The organism is Acidimicrobiia bacterium, from assembly GCA_036271555.1.
Taxonomy (GTDB): domain Bacteria; phylum Actinomycetota; class Acidimicrobiia; order IMCC26256; family PALSA-610; genus DATBAK01.
Genome location: DATBAK010000051.1, coordinates 29707 through 47301 on the forward strand (window position 1 = coordinate 29707; position 17595 = coordinate 47301).

At 70.2% G+C, this 17595-nt stretch carries 15 protein-coding genes; 9 read left to right on the forward strand and 6 right to left on the reverse strand.

The window, feature by feature from the left end:
* Window positions 1–77: 77 nt before the first annotated feature.
* Together VH914_12995 and VH914_13000 are read right to left on the reverse strand one after the other, a co-directional pair.
* Window positions 78–1289 (reverse strand): NAD(P)-binding domain-containing protein, encoded by a 1212-nt coding sequence (locus VH914_12995; protein HEX4492117.1) that lies wholly within the window; start codon window positions 1287–1289, stop codon window positions 78–80.
* A 189-nt stretch (window positions 1290–1478) separates the two neighbouring features.
* Complete coding sequence (locus VH914_13000) at window positions 1479–1817, reverse strand: hypothetical protein (protein HEX4492118.1); 339 nt, start codon at window positions 1815–1817, stop codon at window positions 1479–1481.
* Window positions 1818–1950: 133 nt separating this feature from the next.
* Here VH914_13000 and VH914_13005 point away from each other — a divergent pair, with 133 nt between their 5' ends.
* Window positions 1951–5322 carry a BTAD domain-containing putative transcriptional regulator gene (locus VH914_13005; protein ID HEX4492119.1) on the forward strand — a complete coding sequence of 1124 codons (3372 nt, stop codon included), beginning with the start codon at window positions 1951–1953 and terminating at the stop codon, window positions 5320–5322.
* 54 nt (window positions 5323–5376) lie between these two features.
* Window positions 5377–5766, forward strand: coding sequence for a hypothetical protein (locus VH914_13010; protein HEX4492120.1), 390 nt, complete (start codon window positions 5377–5379; stop codon window positions 5764–5766).
* A gap of 66 nt (window positions 5767–5832) precedes the next feature.
* On the opposite strand, the gene VH914_13015 is transcribed toward VH914_13010, so the two are convergent.
* Entirely contained in the window at window positions 5833–6792 is a 960-nt protein-coding gene (locus VH914_13015; protein HEX4492121.1) for an aldose 1-epimerase family protein, read from the reverse strand.
* Window positions 6793–6931: 139 nt separating this feature from the next.
* Between VH914_13015 and VH914_13020 the strand changes: the two genes are divergently transcribed.
* From VH914_13020 to VH914_13050, 7 genes are all read left to right on the forward strand, one after another.
* A complete protein-coding gene (locus tag VH914_13020; GenBank protein HEX4492122.1) occupies window positions 6932–7909 on the forward strand; it encodes an OB-fold domain-containing protein in 978 nt (325 codons plus the stop codon).
* Entirely contained in the window at window positions 7909–8982 is a 1074-nt protein-coding gene (locus VH914_13025; GenBank protein HEX4492123.1) for a lipid-transfer protein, read from the forward strand. Before VH914_13020 ends, VH914_13025 begins: the two co-directional genes overlap by 1 nt.
* Window positions 8982–10151, forward strand: a complete 1170-nt coding sequence (locus VH914_13030; GenBank protein ID HEX4492124.1) for a thiolase domain-containing protein — start codon at window positions 8982–8984, stop codon at window positions 10149–10151. The genes VH914_13025 and VH914_13030 overlap by 1 nt, the downstream gene beginning before the upstream one ends.
* A gap of 113 nt (window positions 10152–10264) precedes the next feature.
* The gene (locus VH914_13035) at window positions 10265–11104 is read left to right on the forward strand and encodes a DUF3097 family protein (GenBank protein ID HEX4492125.1); all 840 of its coding nucleotides are present in this window, start codon (window positions 10265–10267) and stop codon (window positions 11102–11104) included.
* A gap of 48 nt (window positions 11105–11152) precedes the next feature.
* A complete protein-coding gene (locus VH914_13040) occupies window positions 11153–11647 on the forward strand; it encodes a PLD nuclease N-terminal domain-containing protein (protein ID HEX4492126.1) in 495 nt (164 codons plus the stop codon).
* A gap of 27 nt (window positions 11648–11674) precedes the next feature.
* On the forward strand, window positions 11675–12094 hold the full coding sequence (locus tag VH914_13045) for a hypothetical protein (protein ID HEX4492127.1): 420 nt from the start codon (window positions 11675–11677) through the stop codon (window positions 12092–12094).
* Window positions 12095–12204: 110 nt separating this feature from the next.
* Window positions 12205–14577 carry an amino acid permease gene (locus tag VH914_13050; GenBank protein HEX4492128.1) on the forward strand — a complete coding sequence of 791 codons (2373 nt, stop codon included), beginning with the start codon at window positions 12205–12207 and terminating at the stop codon, window positions 14575–14577.
* Between the two features lie 7 nt (window positions 14578–14584).
* On the opposite strand, the gene VH914_13055 is transcribed toward VH914_13050, so the two are convergent.
* From VH914_13055 to VH914_13065, 3 genes are read right to left on the reverse strand one after another with little or no spacing between them, the layout of a single operon-like run.
* Window positions 14585–15478 (reverse strand): ABC transporter permease, encoded by an 894-nt coding sequence (locus tag VH914_13055; GenBank protein HEX4492129.1) that lies wholly within the window; start codon window positions 15476–15478, stop codon window positions 14585–14587.
* Window positions 15478–16335: an ABC transporter permease gene (locus tag VH914_13060; GenBank protein ID HEX4492130.1), complete on the reverse strand. Its 858-nt coding sequence runs from the start codon at window positions 16333–16335 to the stop codon at window positions 15478–15480. Before VH914_13060 ends, VH914_13055 begins: the two co-directional genes overlap by 1 nt.
* A 15-nt stretch (window positions 16336–16350) precedes the next feature.
* Entirely contained in the window at window positions 16351–17574 is a 1224-nt protein-coding gene (locus tag VH914_13065) for an extracellular solute-binding protein (protein HEX4492131.1), read from the reverse strand.
* Window positions 17575–17595 lie beyond the last annotated feature (21 nt).

Below are 17595 nucleotides of genomic sequence, written 5' to 3' on the forward strand. Positions count from 1 at the left end.
CTGCCGTTCGCCACGATGCTCGTGTGGTTCTCGGGTCAGGTGGTCGCGCGAGTCGCCGGTGCGTTGGTGCCGCGGCGTCAGCGCGCGGCGACGCCCCGCGCCAGGCGCGGCGCCGCGAAGTCGGTCCCGCACACGAAGCGCATCAAGGGACCGAAGGTCGCCGCCGACGACAACCCCGCGAAGAACAACCCGGAGACCGACGACTCGAACGAGGCGTTGAGCGCCGGGAAGCCCGCGACGCGGTCGACCCGGGCCCGCAGGTTCTGGTCGAGGAACTCGATGGAGTCGACGTCGACCCGGTAACCCGTTCCCGCGAGGACGTGGTCGACCACCAACCGCTGGCGCGCACCGTGCGGCGCCGAGCATTCGAGCACGACCTTGTCGCCCTCGATCGACCCGGACGCGACCGACTGCGCGGTGCGAATCTCGACGACGTTCTCCACCCGGTCGTGCAGCCACCACGCGCCCGCGGGGCCGAGCACGGCCTTGAAGATCGCGAGGCGGGTGCGCTCGGGCAGGTGGCGGATGGCCCCCGCACCGCGCTCGCTGCCGAAGTGCGACCAGCCGGGGCCGAGGCCCGACATCGGCTTCAGCACCTTGTCCTTCCAGGTGCGCTCGACATTGGGCGGGCCCGCCCACAGCACTCGGGGCGCCCGCACGATGAGGTGCACGCCGGCGCCGCTCTCGTGGAGCAGGGCGGCGGTCTCGAGCGCGGACTGGCCGGCGCCGACGACGGCGACGTCGGAGCCCGCGAACTTCGACAGGTCGTCGTGCTGCGACGTGTGTGACACCAGCGACGTCGGCAGGGGCTCGCCCTCGGCGAGCGAGGCGAGGACCGGCGGCAGGTTCGTGAACTGCACGTGGCCCGCGGCCATCACGACCGAGCGGGTCGTGAAGATCTCGCCGGTGCCGAGCTCGACCTCGAAGCGGTCCCCGGCGGCGCTCACGCGCACGACCCGTTCCTGCTCGATCGGCACGAGCTGTTCCTGGAACCAGCAGCCGTAGCCGACGAACATCTCGATCGGCACCGCCTCGTCGTTCCGCAGCGGCCGGACGCCGATGGCACGGCAGTAGTCCTCGAGCCGGTAGCCCTTCCGCGGTGCCGAGAGGCTCGACGCGAAGGGCTCGGACTTCAGGAACATGCCCTTCGGCATGTTGTGGCGCCAGGCGTCCATCGGTTCGCCGAAGACGCGGACGCTCACCCCCTCGTGCAGGAGGTGGGCGGCGACGGCGAGCCCGTAAGGGCCGGCACCGACAACGACGGCAGCGGGGGAGTTCGACGCGTTCACCTACGGTCCTCGATCGGTCGTACGGCGGACCGCTGAACCCAGCCCCGGATCCAGCCGCCCTCGGCCTCGGGCGGCAATCGCGCGCTACGCGTTCGCCCGAGCACTGATCTTATCGGCCGGCGGGCGCGCCAATGCGAGCGGTGACGTGAAGATTTTGATCGGGCCGGAGACCGGACGGGCGAGGGCGACCTAGGTGCTGGGGTCGATCCTCGCGAGCAGGCTGTCGGCCGAGCCGACCGCCGTCACGGAGATCGACGGCGGCACGGCCTGGAGCTGGCAGTGGAACGGCATGATCGGGTCGTGCCGCTCGAGGGCCTGGATCATCGCGTCGCGGATGATCTTCACCTCGGCGTCCGACATGCCCGTGACGAGCTTCTCGAACTCCGGCGACAGCTTCACACCGACCGCGTTCGCCATCTCGACGAACGGCGTGTTCTTGCGGTGCAGGTCGAGCAACTGCTGGTTGTACTGCGGGTCCTGGAACACGGTCTGGGCCGCGCCCGGACCACCGCCTCCACCCTCGGTCATGGAACGACTCCTCACGCCGACATCGGGTTCCGGCAGTCGAATGCACCGCAGCAAACGCTGCGCAAAACGGGCGGCTGAATTTGCTCGTTGGTAACGTGACGGCCCCTCCCCCGTACCGAGAAGGGCCACGCCCGTGCTCGAGTTCTCCGTTCTGGGACCGCTGCGGGTGAGGTGGAACGGTGCCGACGTCGACATCGCGCGGCCGAAGAGTCGCACCGTGCTCGGCTTGCTGCTCGCACGTGCGAACCACACGGTGTCGACCGGCCAGCTCATCGACGAGCTCTGGTTGCACGAGCCGCCGAACACCGCGCCGAGCGCCTTTCGTGTCCACATCGCGTACCTGCGCAAGACGCTGCGCGATGCCGATGCCGATGCGGATGCCGACCCGATCACGGGGACCGCGGGCGGCTACCGCCTGAGCGCCCCGCAGGAGTCGGTCGACGCACTCGAGTTCGAGGCCGCGCTGGCGAAGGCGCGCACGGTGTGGAACGGCGGCCGCGCGCGCGAGACGGTGGAGCTGCTCGAACCGGTGCTGCCTCGGCGTCGCGGCCCCGCGTACGACGACCTGCGCGAGCTCGAGCCGCTGCGCGACGAAGGCGTGCGGCTCGACAACCTCTGGCTCGGCGCGGTCGAGTTGCTGGCTGAGGCCTACCTCGAGCTGGGCCGGCCGCGCGACGCGTGCGACGTGCTCCAGCCCCTGATCGCCGCCGACCCGTTGCGCGAGAGCCTGACCGAGCGTCTGATGATCGCCCTCTACCGCGACGGTCGCCAGGCCGACGCGATGCGCGCGTACAGCCGACTCCGCGAGGCGCTCGACGTCGGGCTCGGGATCCAACCCAACGCCCGGGTGCGCGCGCTCGAAGACGCGATCGTGCTCCAGCACGCGGACCTCGACTCCATCCCGCACGACGATCCGCGGGACCGCTTCGAGCTGCACGAAGCAGATGTGTTCGTCGGCCGGCGCGACGAGCTCGACGCGATCGACCGCGCCTGGAACCAGGCGTGTGAGCAGGGTCCGCGGCTCGTGCTGATCGGTGGCACCGCGGGCATCGGCAAGTCGACGCTCGCGCAGCAGGTCGCACAGCGCGGCGCGGCCGCGGGGGCCGTCGTCGTCCACGGCGCGTGCGACCCGGAGCCTGCGAGCGACTACGAGCCCCTTCCCGAGATCGTGCGGTCGCTCGTCCCGCTCGCGCCCCCCGAGTTGCTCGAGAGCCGTTTGCTCGGTGAGCTGGGCCGGCTCGCGCCCGAGCTCGCCGACCGGCTCCCCGCGGTGCGCGCACCGGCCGATGCATCGGCCGGCCGGCATCGCCTGTTCGCCGCGGTCGACGCGTTGCTCGCGGGGGTGAGCGCGCACTCGCCGGTGCTCATCCTCGCCGAGGATCTCCACTGGTCGGGCGCCGACGCGCTCGCGTTGCTGCGGCACCTGTTGCGCAACGCGAGCGGCGCGGTGATGGTCGTGGCGACCTATCGGGACGACGAGATCGCGGAGGACTCGCCGCTCGCCGACCTCCTCGCGCTCGCGCGCAGTGGGCGGCCCGAAGGGCTGCAGCTGCGGCTGTCGGGTCTCGATACGACCGACCTCGCCGCACTGGTCGAGGCGACCGCGTCCGACAACCTGCGCGAGCGGGCGCTGGCCCGGCTCTCGGAGCTGCGGGACGTGACGCGCGGCAATCCGCTCTATGCGCGCGAGGTCCTCCGCGAGCTCGCGGAAGTGCGCGAAGAGGTGTCGATCGCCGACGTCGCGCCCGACGGCGTCCGCTCGATCGTGGAACGGCGATTGGTCCGCGTCAGCGACTCCGCGCGGGGCGCGCTCGCGGCCGCGTCGGTGCTCGGGCGCGAGTTCTCGCTCGACCTGCTCGCGCGCACGAACCGCATGGACGAGTCGGATGCACTCGACGCGGTGGAAGAGGGTCTGCTCAAGGGTCTGTTCGAGGAGGGCGAGGAGCTCGACCACTTCGTGTTCTCGCATCCTCTGATCCGCAACACGATCTACACGATGACGAACGCGAGCCGGCGCGCCCGCCTGCACGTCGCGGCCGCGTCCGCGCTCGAGGCGTTGCCCGGCGCGCACGGCACCGCGCGGGCGGCGGAGCTGGCGCATCACCACCTGGCGGCGCTGCCGCTCGGCGCGCCGTCGGTCGCGGCCGACCACGCCCGGCGGGCCGGCGACGAGGCGGCGGCGACCTTCGCGAACGAGGAAGCGGCCACGTGGTACGGCCGCGCGCTCGACCTCGCGGCCGACGCGGGATGGGATGGGCGCGAGAAGGCCGAGACGCTGATGCACCGCGGCCAGTGTCTCGAGCGCGCGGGCCGGCGCGACGACGCGCGGAGCGCCTTCCTCGAGGCCGCCGACGAGGCGCGCGGCAGCGACGACGGCGACCTCCTCGCCGACATCGCGATCGCGGCGATGCCCCGTTACATCACGCTGGACGACTTCTTCGTGCGGCTCACGGCGCTCGTCGACGAAGCACTCGCGAAGTGCGGCTCCGACCCCCGTCGGAAGGTGCGGCTCCTCAGCGCCGCGAGCGCGTGTCACTACTACGACGGCAACCGCGACGACGAGGGGTACGCGCAGCAGGCGCTCGAGCTCGCGCGACACGACTCGGATCCGGAGGTGCAGGCAGCGGCGCTCGCCGCCTACCGGAGGTTGCTCACGCACGACGTCGTGCGCGCCGAGGAGCGGCTCGCGCTGAGCTACGAGTTCATGACCCTGTGTCGCACGCATCGAATCGACCGGCTCGTCGGCCTCGCATGCCGGGGGCTGCTCGTCGACCTGTTGGAGTGCGGGCAGCTCGACGAGTTCGACGAGCAGCTCGTCGAGTTCGCGTCGCTCGCCGATGCGCACGGTCTGCCCGCCGACCTCTACTGGGTCAATGCGCTGCGGGCGACACGCGCGCTCATGCGCGCGCCCGACGCTTACACCGAGGAGCTCGTCAACGCCGCGCAGACGCTCGGCAACGCGTTGCAGCAGTGGGAGGCCGCGGGCACGTTCGTGCTCCAGTCGTTCGCGCTTCGCTATCAGCAGGACCGCCTGCACGAGATGCGGGCCGGGCTCGAGGCCCCGCAACCGTCGTCGCCGCGTGTCGTCGCCGGCGTCGCGATCCTCGCGACCGCGCTCGTTGCGTGCGGACGCGCGGAAGCCGCTCGACCGATCATCGACAAGGTGCTCGCAGGCGGCGAGATTCGCTTGCCCGACGACAACATGTGGCTCGGCGGCGTCGCGTTGATCTCGGGCACGGTCGCGAAGATCGGCAGCGTCGAGCAGCGCGCGCTGTTGCGCCGCGAGCTCGCGCCGTTCGCGGAGCGCTGGTGCATCTTCGGCTCGGGCGGTGCCGCGTTCGGGACCGGCCATCACTGGCTGGGCCGCCTCGCGCGGGCCGACGGCGACGAGGATGCCGCCCGCCGGCACTTCGAGAGCGCCGCCGCGTTGTCCGATGCCGCCGGCGCCGAGTACTGGGCCGGCGTCGCACGCGACGACCTCGGGGCGGTCGTCGAGCACGCATAAGGTGTCGCACCCGCGTTTTGCGGGGGATTTGCCGCCGCCGATTACAACCGCGGCATGGCCTCCGATCCCGCCGACGACGCGCGCCTGCTCTCGTGGCTCGCGCTCCGCGAGCGCGGCGCGTCGGACGCGGTCGTGGGGTGGGCGACGCAGGGGTTGAGCCGGGTGTGTCCGATCGTGACGAGTCTGTTGGCGTTCGACCAGCGGCTCGAGCGCGAGGTCGACGCCGAGCTCGAACGTCCGACCGCGGCGCGATCGGTGGAGGAATGGGGCTTCGCGTTCGCGCAGCGGCTGACGACCGACGCCGACCCGTGGATCTCGTGGGCTGCGCAGGTCGACGCGGGCACGCTGGAGGTCGAGGAGTCCCGCCGCCGCGTCGACCCGTCGTGCCCCGGCGATCCGGTGCAGGCGATCCTGCTCATCACGTCGGGCGCCGACCCGAGATGACGCAGCCGTTCCCGCCGGAGCGCGCGAGCGGAGCGAGCGGCGCGGCCTCGACTGCGGGCTGAGGCGTCAGGCGCGGCGAGCGGAGCGAGCGCGACCAGAAGCACCGATCCCCCAACGCGCGGTCCAGGTCTCGCCGGGTTCGAGCACGAGGAGACCGTCGCCGCTGCGGAAGGCGTCGGGCGCGCAGGTCATCGGCTCGACCGCGAGGCCCATGCGGCGCTTGTGCGCATCGGGCAACGCGTCGCCCGTGAAGATCATCAGGTAACCGAACCCCTCGTCGCACCACATCGAGACCGCGTCGCCGGTCGCCCGATCGCGCAGCGTCACGGTCGCGCGGCCTTCGGCACCGCGCGCGAGCTCGGTGAAGGCGGTGTCCATGCGCGTGGCGCCGATCGCGCGGGGCGAACGGAAGTCGAAGGCGGTGCCGTCGACCGGCTCGCGCCCGGTCGGGATCTGGTCCGCGTCCGCCAAGTAGTGCGACGACGCGGGTGATTCGAGCTCCAGGTCGTCGATGTGCGACGGGTCGAGCCGCAGGTAGGGGTGGAAGCCCGCGCCGAACGGGCACCGCTCGGTACCGAGGTTCTTCGCGTCGACCCGCACCTCGAGCCCGTCGTCGCCGAGCCCGTATTCGAGCGTGAACGCGACCGTGAACTCGTAGCCGGGCTGTGGGAGCAGCGTGTGCGTGAGCGTGACGCGGTCGTCGGCCCGCGCGGAGACCGTCCAGCGGGACCAGCGCACGAGCCCGTGGATCGCGTTGTGCTTCTGCGGCTCGTTCCACGGGAGCTGGTGGTCGACGTCACCGAAGCGGTACGCGCCGCTCGCGATGCGGTTCGGCCAGGGGAGCAGCACCTGGCCCCGGCTGCCGCTGCACATCTCCTCGACCTCGAAGCCGTCGAGGCGCGGGCGGCCACCGACGGTGTAGCTGCGCAGGGTCGCACCGAGCTCCGTGACGATCGCGCGCTGGTCGCCGCGCACGAGCTCGAGCTGTTGGCCGGTCGGAGCTGGTGCGCGGTCAGCGCGCGACATGGAAGTCCCGTGCCGGGCGGAGCGAGCATGCGACCGGGGGTCTCGGATTCGACATCCGTGCAGTCTGTATCCGCGTCTGGACGAGTGATGCAACCTCCTGGCACGATCCGCCGGACGTCGACGAACGGGAGCGCACGCGTTGGCACGAACCATCGAGAGCACCATCCGGTTCCCGTACAAGCGGTCGCTCGGGCCCGTGCTCGGCGCGTTCATGACCGCGTTGACCGAGAAACGCTTCATCGGCATCCGCAGCGGCGCGCGCGTGATCGTGCCGCCGCTCGAATGGGATCCCGACACGGGCGCGACACTCGAGCACGACTTCGTCGACGTCGGTCCCGCGGGAACGGTCGTCAGCTGGACGTGGGTCGCGAAGCCGTCGTCGCAGCATCCGATCGACCATCCGTTCGCGTTCGCGTTGGTGAAGCTCGACGGTGCCGACACCGCGCTCTTCCACGCAGTCGACGCGGGATCGCCGGACGCGATGTCGACGGGGATGCGCGTCGCGCCCCGTTGGAAGGCGGAGCGGCACGGTCACATCACCGACGTCGACGCGTTCGTCCCCGGTGAGGCAGCGACGGTCGTGGCCGGCGACGAATCCGCGCCGGGCGAACCGGTGACGATGATGGAGTACAACGCCTCGATCACGTACAACACCCCGGTCACCGCGAACGTCGAGCGTTCCGAGCGCGCGACGGAGGAAGGGCGCTTCCTCGGCCTGCGCTGCCCGGTATGCGGACGCACCTACACGGGCGGGAAGGGCTACTGCCCGGTCGACGCGGTGGAGCTGACCGCCGAGCACGAGGTCGACCTCCCGCAGCGCGGGACCGTGAGCAACTACACGATCGTCACGCCCATCCAGTACCCGGGGCAGACCGAGACCGAGCCGTTCGCGCGCGTGCACGTGTGGCTCGACGACACCGACGTCGTGCTCGGTTACCAGGCGCTGCTCGACACGCCCAACGACGACGTGCGCATCGGCATGCGCGTCGCCGCGATGTGGGCGACGGACGCGGAGAAGCAAGACCTCGATCCGCGTGCCGAGGGCAACCTGGTCGGCTGGATGCCGACCGGTGAAGCCGACAGCACCGACCCCGACCTCGTGAACAGGATCTGCTGATGGCCGCGAACGGACGCAGCTCCGACGACATCGCGATCGTCGGATGGTCGATCTCGCCGATGGTGCGCAACACCGACAAGACCGAGGTGCAGATGCTCCTCGAGGTCATCACTGGGGCGGTCGAGGACGCGGGTATCACGCGTGCCGACGTCGACTTCACCTGCGCGGGCAGCTGCGACTACGTCGCCGGTCAGGCGTTCTCCTTCGTGCAGAACATCGACGCGCTCGGCGCGTGGCCGCCGAAGCGCGACTCGCACGTCGAGATGGACGGTGCGTGGGCGCTGTACGAAGCGTGGGTTCGGTTGCTGCTCGGCGATATCGACGTCGCGCTCGCGATGGGATCGGGCCGGTCGTCGACCGCGGACCCGGGACTCATCTATCCGATGGAGATGGACCCGTACTACCTCGCGCCATTGGGCGCGGACGCGTCGAGCTTCGCGGCGATCCAGGCGCGCGCGTTGCTCGACGCCGGCAAGGTGAGCGAACGGCAGATGGCGGAGGTCGCGGCCCGCTGCCGGCGCGACGCGCAGCAGAGCGACTACGCGCAGGTCGCGGGTGACTTCGACGTCGACGCGTTGCTCGCCGAGCCGTACGTGCGCTCGCCGCTGCGCAAGCACGACCTTCCGCCGATCACCGACGGCGCCTGCGCGGTCGTGATCGCACGCGCCGACAAGGCACGCGAGATGTGCGAGCGCCCGATCTGGATCACGGGCTTCTCGCACGCGACCGAACTGCACAACCCGGGCATGCGTGACCTCACGTCGTCGCGTTCGTCGACGCTCGCGGCGAAGGCCGCGGGGGTCGAGGAGGCGCCGATCGAGGTCGCCGAGATCCAGTCCGCGTACACGCACGAGGAGCCGGTGCTCGTGAGCGCGCTCGGCGTCGGCGACGCGGCGATCAACCCGTCGGGCGGCCCGCTCGCGGCCAACCCGATCATGGCGACGGGACTCGTGCGGGTCGCCGAAGCGGCGCGCCAGATCCGCGACCTCGGCAAACAGCGCACGCTCGCGCACTCGACGTCGGGACCGTGTCTGCAGCAGAACCTGGTCTGCGTCTTGGGAGGGAACGGCTGATGGCCCACCAAGCGTGCGCGATCGTCGGTGTCGGTCAGACCGAGCACAAGACGCGCCGGTGGGACGTTTCGCTCGGCGGGCTCGTGCGCGAGGCCGCGCTGCGCGCGCTCGACGACGCGCAGATGACGTGGAGCGACATCGACGCGGTCGTCGTCGGCAAGGCCCCCGATCTCTTCGAGGGCATCATGAAGCCCGAGCTGTACCTGTCCGACGCGCTCGGCGCGACGGGCAAGCCGATGTTCCGTGTGCACACCGCGGGCTCGGTTGGAGGGACGACCGGCATCGTCGCGTCGCACCTCGTCGAGACCGGCCGCCACACGCGTGTGCTCGCGGTCGGGCTGCAGAAGCAGTCGGAGGGCAACGCGCAGTTCGCGCTCGGCTCCGGCCGCGGCGCGTCGCTCGGCGCGGGCGGCGCGTTCGCACCGTTCATGCGCGGGTACATCGCGCGCACCGGCGCGCCGATGGACATCGGTCCGATGGTCGCGGTGAAGGACCGGCTCAACGCGCTCAAGAACCCGTACGCGCACCTGAAGCTCGCCGACATCACGATCGAGAAGGTGAAGGCGTCGCCGATGATGTGGGACCCGGTGCGCTACCTCGAGTCGTGCCCGTCGTCCGACGGTGCGTGCGCGGTCGTGCTCACCGATCGCGACGGCGGTGAGGCCGCGGCGCGCGCCGGACGGCCGCCGGCGTGGATCCTCGGCTCGGCCGTGCGTTCCGAGCCGTACGCGTTCCCGGGCCGCGATCCGGTGCGTCCGCAAGGCGCGGTCGACTGTGCGTGGGACGTGTACGGGCAGGCGGGCATCACCGATCCGCGGCACCAGATCGACTGCGCGGAGCTGTACGTGCCGTTCAGTTGGTACGAGCCGATGTGGCTCGAAGCGCACGACATCGCGGAGCCGTCGGAAGGCTGGAAGATGGTCGAGCGCGGCGACACCGCGCTCGACGGATCGTTCCCGGTGAACATGTCGGGCGGTGTGCTGTCGTCGAACCCGATCGGCGCATCGGGACTGCTGCGATTCTCGGAGGCCGCGCTGCAAGTGCGCGGCATGGCCGGCGAGCACCAGGTCGACGGCGCCAAGGTCGCGCTCGCGCAGGCCTACGGCGCGTCGGCGCAGTACTTCTCGATGTGGATCGTCGCGAGCTCGTTGGATCCGTTCGGGAGCTGATCGGGTCTCCATGGTCACGCTCGCTGCGGGCCGGGATACCCGGCCGCGGGCGCTCGCCGCTCCTGACGCCTCGGTCCCCGAGCGAAGACGCGCGCTCGCATAGGGTCGGCCGAATGGCGAAACGCCCTGGCATCCTCGCGGGGCCCGTCGCGGGCAAGGAGCGCATCGCCGCGGTGTACCCACCGCATCCCGCGCAACCGGGGACGCGGCTCGTCCACCGCGCGTCCGGTTTCGCGGGCGCGCTCGTGCGCGTCGACGACGACAAGGTGCTGCTGCGCGGCGACCTCGGCGTCGAGCGCCGGTTCCGGAACGACCCGGGCACGTTCTCGGTCGACGGCATCGCGGTACGACTCGTCGCGCCGGAGCCGGTGAGCGACGACGGCCCGCCGCACTTGCGCGTGTCGAAGACCGAGAAGACCGCGTCGGGGAGCCGCGTCGTGCACGGCGCGAAGGCGCGGGTCGCGCGCGCGAGCCGCATCCTCGTCGAAGGCATCCACGACGCGGAGCTGGTCGAGAAGGTGTGGGGCGACGACCTGCGGCTCGAAGGCGTGGTCGTCGAACGGCTCGACGGCATCGACCACCTCGCCGACGTGATCCGAGAGCTGAAACCCGCGCGTGGTCGCCGGCTCGGCGTCCTCGTCGATCATCTCGTGACCGGCAGCAAGGAAGCGCGCCTCGCGACCGAGGTTCGCCACCCGCACGTGATGGTGACGGGGACGCCCTACGTCGACGTGTGGGAGGCCGTGCGGCCCAAGGCCGTGGGCATCGCCGCGTGGCCGGTGGTCGAGCGCGGCCGCGACTGGAAGACCGGTGTGTGCGCGCAGCTCGAAGTGGGCGCGCCGCCGGCGTTCTGGCGGCGGATCCTCGCGAGCGTGGAGTCGTGGCGCGACCTCGAGCAGCCACTCGTGCGCGCGGTCGAGCAGCTCATCGACTTCGTGACCGAACCCGCGTAGCCTTTCCGCATTCAGGCGCTCCCGGAGCGCGGTGGGGAAGGGGTGGGGATGATCCTGTTCGAGTCGGGCGGGATCGTCGCCCTCGCGCTGCTCCTCTTCTGGGTGTGGGCGCTGTTCGATTGCGTCGCGACCGACGCCGCGCTCTGCCGCAACCTGCCGAAGGGCGTGTGGATCATCATCGTGCTGATCCTCCCGGACATCGGCTCGTTGCTCTGGCTGTTGCTCGGACGACCGGAACGCGCGCACTGGCGACCGGGCTCGACCGACTACAGCAAGCCGCGCCGGCCGATCGGCGTCGAGGACCATCCGCGCTACCGCGCGATCGCGGGCGTCACCGATCGCCAGTCGGCCGAGCTCGATGCGCGGCTCGACGAATGGGAGCAGCAACAGCGCGCGATCGCGCGGCCCACGAAGGACGCGACGGAGCCGACCGATCTCGACGCGTGGGAGGCGGACCTGAACCGGCGTGAGCTCGAGCTCCGCGCGCGCGAGCTCGAGGCGCGTGAGCGCGACATCGAGACGCGCGAGCACGACGACGGCTGAAGGATCGATCCGGCCGCTGACGGCTTCGTGACGGTCACGAGCCTGACTCGACCGGCCGGCGCTAGCGTCACGCCTTCCATGTCTCGTATACGACGGCTCTCGTGGCTGTTGTTGCTCGCGACCTTGGTGCTCGGCGGGTCGGGGCACGGCGGCGGCGGTCTGCTCGCGTCGCGCGCGGCTTCCCTGCGAAGCGATTCCGCGCCGACGGCGACGCGCTCGCGTGATGTCTTGCGCCGCCCGGAGCCGCACGCCGACTACATCGCCGCCGCGCGGCGCAACGACCGCGACCGCGCCAACGGTGCCGCCGCCGGGCGTTTTGCTGCAAACCGTGCGGTCGCACTGGAGACGGCTCGCTCGGTCGAATCGAATGGGAGTCGGCGCGGCGGCACGGCGTCGACCGTCGGCTCGCGCGCCCCTCCGACGCTCACGTCGACCTTCCTGCGCTGACGGCGTCGCCCTGATTCGAGGGGTGCCGCCGCGCGCGCCCGTCTCGATCGCGCCGTGCGCCCTTCGTGGGCGCGTGCCCGGCGCGTGCGACCTCGCGAAGGAGAGCCGTCGTGTCGGAAACCGAATCGGTCGCGCCCGTCGATCCCGACGTCGAACGCATCGATCACAAGTTCGCGCAGCCGATGCCGATCCCCGTCGACTCGGCTTCGCTGCCGCGTCCCGGTTGGCGCTACCGCGCCAAGGTGCGGTTGCTCGGCCCCGCGTTGCACAGCGAGGAATTGGAGCACGAGACGCTCGGGAAGCCGACGGCGTTGGCCGTGTTCGCGAGCGACAACCTCTCGTCGGCTGCGTACGCAACCGAGGAGATCCTCGCCCATCTCGTGCAATACATCGGCGTCGCCGCGTTCGCGCTGGTTGTGCCGACGACGGTCGCGCTGCTCGTCGTCCTCGGCTTCCTCATCCTGTCGTACCGCCAGACGATCGAGGCGTATCCCGCCGCGGCGAGCGCGTATCTCGTGACGAAGGACAACTTCGGCCTGCGACCCGCGCTCGTCGCCGCGGTCTCGTTGCTGACCGACTACATCCTCACCGTCGCGGTGTCGGTCGCAGCCGGCACCGCGGCGCTGGTCTCGGTGTTCTCGGGGCTCGAGCCGTACCGCGTGCCGATCGCGGTCGCGTTCATCTTGCTCGTGGCGTTCGGCAATCTGCGCGGCGTGCGCGAGTCGGGTCGCATCTTCTCGATCCCGACGTACTTCTTCATCGTCAACATCGCACTGCTGCTCGGCTACGGGATCTCACGCGTGGTCTTCGGGTCGCTGCCGCACGCGGCCCATCACGAAGGCATGATGCACATCGGGACGCCCGGCTCGGGTCTGCTGCGCGGTGCCGCGTTCTTCGTCGTGCTGCGGGCGTTCGCGTCCGGCGGTGCCGCGGTCACGGGCGTCGAGGCGATCTCCGACGGTGTGCCCGCGTTCCGACCGCCGGCGTGGCGGAACGCGCGCACGACCCTCGTGTGGATGGGTTCGTTGCTCGCCGTCATGTTCCTCGGGCTCTCGGTGCTCGCGTCCAAGACGCACGTCGTGCCCTACGAGCACGGCACCCCGACCGTCGTCGCGCAGATCGGCAAGCTCGTCTACGGAACCGGCGTGCTCGGCAACGTTCTGTACGTGAGCCTGCAGGCGGCGACCGTGCTCATCCTCGTGCTCGCCGCGAACACCAGCTTCGCCGACTTCCCCCGGCTCGCGAACTTCGCGGCGGTCGACAACTTCATGCCCCGGCAGCTGATGCGACGGGGACACCGGCTCGTCTTCTCGACCGGCATTCTGGTCCTCGCCGGGAGCGCGAGCGTGCTGTTGATCGCTACCGGCGCGGTCGTCGGCCGGCTCATTCCGCTCTACGCCGTCGGCGTGTTCACGAGCTTCACGCTGTCGCAGAGCGCGATGGCCCACCGTCATCGCCGCCTTCGGCACGCGGGCTGGAAGAAGGGCTTCGTGATCAACGGCTTCGGCGCGCTGCTGACCGCCGTCGTCGACGTCGTCATCGCGGTCACGAAGTTCGCGCAGGGCGCATGGGTCATCCTGCTCGCGATCCCCGTGCTCGTCGCGTTGCTCACGCGCCTCAACCGGCAGTACTCGCTCGAGGACGTCGAGCTCGTGGCCGACGTCCCGAAGGCCGCGACGGCGCCGATTCTGCGGCGCCACGTCGTGCTCGTGTTCGTCGACCGCCTCGACCTCGCGTCGGCGCGTGCGATCCAGTACGCACGCGCGCTCATGCCCGACGAGCTGCGCGCGGTGCACTTCGTCGTCGATCACGAGCGGGCGGAGACCCTCGCGGCCGACTGGCGCCGGCTCGGACTCTCGGGGGTGACGCTCCAACTCTTCGAGTGCGCCGACCGCGTGATCCCGCGCGCCGCGATCGAGGCGACCGCAGAGGTGCTGGCCGATGGCGATACGGAGGTCTCGGTGCTCCTGCCACACCGCAAGTACCGCGGGCCGTGGCATCGCATCCTGCACGACCGCACCGCCGACGACATCAGCGAAGAGGTGTCGCGCCTCCCCCATGCGAACGTGACGCTCGTGCCGTTCCATCTCGGGGCGGGCGAGCAGAAGGTCATCCCGATCGCGCGGGCGCGCCTGGGTCGCGTGCGTGAGCCGATGCCGCAGGAAACGACCCAGGCCGACGATGTCATCGATCTCGACGACGTCGGCATCGGCGACGGCCCGACGGCGATCGCGCGCATCCGGTTCCGCCAGCGCGCGACCGTGCGCGGGCGGGTGCGCTCGATGCGCGTCCAACCGCTCGCGGGGACGCCGACACTCGAGTGCGTCGTCGCCGACGAGAGCGGGCAGGTGTCGGTCGTGTTCCTCGGACGGCGACGTATCGCCGGCGTCGAGGTCGGCAGGACCCTCGTCGTCGAAGGCATGGTCGGCAGCTATCAGCGCCGACTGTGCTTCCTGAACCCCCGCTACGACCTCGACGGCTGAGGGGGCGTCAGCCCGCGGCGAGGCGGTTCTCGCGGACCAATCGCAGCGTGGTGCCCGCGCCGATCAGCAGGAAGCTCGCGGCGAGGATCATCGTCGCGAGCACGTCGATCTGCGGCGGCACCGCGATCTTCTGCTCGGTGAAGATCTGGATCGGGAACGTCACGGTGTTGCCGGCATTGAAGACGGTGATGATGTAGTCGTCGATCGACAACGAGAACGACAGCATGAACGCGGCGATGATGCCCGGCATGATGAGCGGCATCGTGACCTTGCGGAACGTGCGTAACGGCGGCGACCCGAGGTCCATCGCCGCGTCCTCGAGCGTCCAGTCGAAACCGCGGATGCGCGCCTTGACCGTCAGCGCGACGAAGCTCACGCAGAACATCACGTGCGCGATCAGGATCGTCACGAACCCCAGCTCGATGCCACGCGTGAGGAACAGCGTGAGCAACGACGAACCGAGGCAGATCTCCGGCGTCGTGAGCGGCAGCACGAGCAGCAGGTTCACGAGCGCGCCGCCGCGGAACCGGTAGCGCGAGAGCGCGATCGCGACGAGCGATCCCATGACGGTCGCGATCAACGATGCGAGGAACGCGATCTTGAGGCTCTCGACCATCGCGTCGCCGAGCTCCGGGAACTTCCCGAGCGGATGCCGCCAGTTCTCGAGCGTGAAGCCGCGCCACGTGTAGTTGAACGGGTGCGTGATGCCGTTCAGGTTGTTGAAGCTGAACAGGATGATCACGACGATCGGCGCGAAGAGATAGAGGTAGGCGAAGACCGCCCACCCGTTGAGCGCGCCGTTACCGGTGCGCCGCAGCCAGCGCGGCGCGTAGCGACCGCCGGCCTCGGCGCTCGAGTGCGCCGCGGTCGGCGTCGGCGGAGCGGCCTCGAGCACGGCCATCAGGCGATCTCCTCCGTGCCGAGGATCTTCGAGTAGATGAGCACGAGCACCGTGATGATCGCCATCAGCACGAACGAGATCGCAGCCGCCGACGGATAGTCGAGCGTCTCGAGGAAGTTGCCCTGCACGACGTTGCCGATCATGCGCGTCTGCGGGCTGCCGAGGAGCGCGGAGTTCACGAAGTCGCCCGCGGCGGGGATGAACACGAGCAGGCTGCCCGCGAACACGCCCGGCAACGACAGCGGCAGCACGACCTTGCGGAACGCGCGCGCGGGACTCGAGAAGAGGTCGCGCGCGGCTTCGAGCAACCCGGGGTCGATCTTCTCGAGGCTCACGTAGATCGGGAGCACCATGAACGGCAGGAAGTTGTAGGTGAGCCCGCCGATCACGGCCCAGCTCGTGCTCAGCAGGTGACCGTTCTGCGAGAGGAGATGCACGTCGCGCAGGAACCGGACGAACGGGCCCTGGTCCTGCAGGATCGTCTTCCACGCAAGCGTGCGCACGAGATAGCTCGTGAAGAACGGGACGACCACGAGGCCGAGCAGCACGTTCTTGTAGCGACCGCCGCGGAATGCGACCACGTACGCGAGGGGGTAGCCGATCGCGATGCAGAGCACGGTCGCGATGAACGCGTACCGGAACGACAGCAGGTACTGGTGCTGATACGAGGTCCACGAGTCGGAGAAGTTCGCCCAGCGCCACACGAACGACGTGTTGCCGACCGCGTCGGCCTTCGACAGCGCGGTCTGGAGAAGGAACCAGATCGGCACCATGAAGAAGAGGACGAGCCAGAGCATCCCCGGCGCGAGCAGCGCGTAGGGCGTGAAGCCGCCGCGCCGTTGCGCCTCACCGGCCATTGACCGAGTACCTCGTCAGCCGTTCTGGATCTGCTGGAACCGGGTGTTGAACTGCTTCTCGACGTCGGCGCTCAGCGGCCCGAAGATGTGCAGCCGGCTCTGGATGTCGGCCGGGGGGTTGATCAGCGGGTTGTCGGCGAGCTCGGCATCGGTCTTGCGCAGCTCGTCGGCGACACCCTTCACCGGCGAGATGTACTGCACCTCCGAGGTGATCTGCGCGGCGTGCGCGGGGTCGTACACGTAGTCGATCCACGACTCGGCGTCGGCCACGTGCGCGCTCGTCGCGAGGATCATCATGTTGTCGGACCACAACATGCCGCCCTCTTCGGGGACGACGAACACGAGGTCCTTGTTGTTCTGCTCGAGCTGCACGACATCGCCCGACCACGCCATCGCCGCGACGACGTTGCCGTTCGAGAGGTCGTCGGCGTAGTCGTTCCCCGTGAAGCGGCGAATCTGCCCGCTCTTCGCGGCGTTCTCGATCGCGGTGAACGCGCTCGCGGCGCTCGCGTACGTGGCCTTCGACGGGTCCTCGCCCTCGGCGAGCATCCAGAGCCCGACGGTGTCGCGCATCTCGGTGAGGAACGTGATCTTCCCCTTGTACTGCGGCGCGAGCAGGTCCTTGAAGCTCTTCGGCGGCTGGAGCCCGAGGTTCGCGACGAGCTTCTTGTTGTACGCGATGCCCGTCATGCCCGACTGCCACGGCATCGTGTAGTCGCGGCTCTTGTCGAACGCCGGGTGCTGCAGGCTGTCGAGGAGGTTCGCCGACGCGTTCGGCACCTTCGTCTTGTCGATCCGCGCCGCCCAGCCGAGCGAGATCATGCGGCTCGCCATCCAGTCGGTCGCCACGATGAGGTCACGACCGATCCCGCGGCACTGGCTCAGCAGCGGCCGGTACTTCGCGTAGAACTCCTCGTTGTCGTTGTAGTCCTCTTTGTACGTGGTCTTGATGCCGCTCGCGGTCTGGAAGTCGCCGACCGTCTTCTTGTCGATGTAGAGCGGCCAGTTCGAGATGGAGAGCGTCTTCGACGACGACTGGCTCGGCAGCTTGCAGCCGGACGTCAGCGCGTTCGTCGAGCCCGGCGACGCGCCCTTGTTCTTGATGCCGCCGCCGCCGCACGCTGCGAGGATCGCGGGACCGCCGAACACCGCGGCCCCGCCGACGAGCGCGGCACGTCCGAGGAACTCGCGCCGGCTGACGGCGTTCGAGACGATGTTCTTGCGCTGGCGTGGGCTCATCGATGCTCCTCGAGAAGGCCG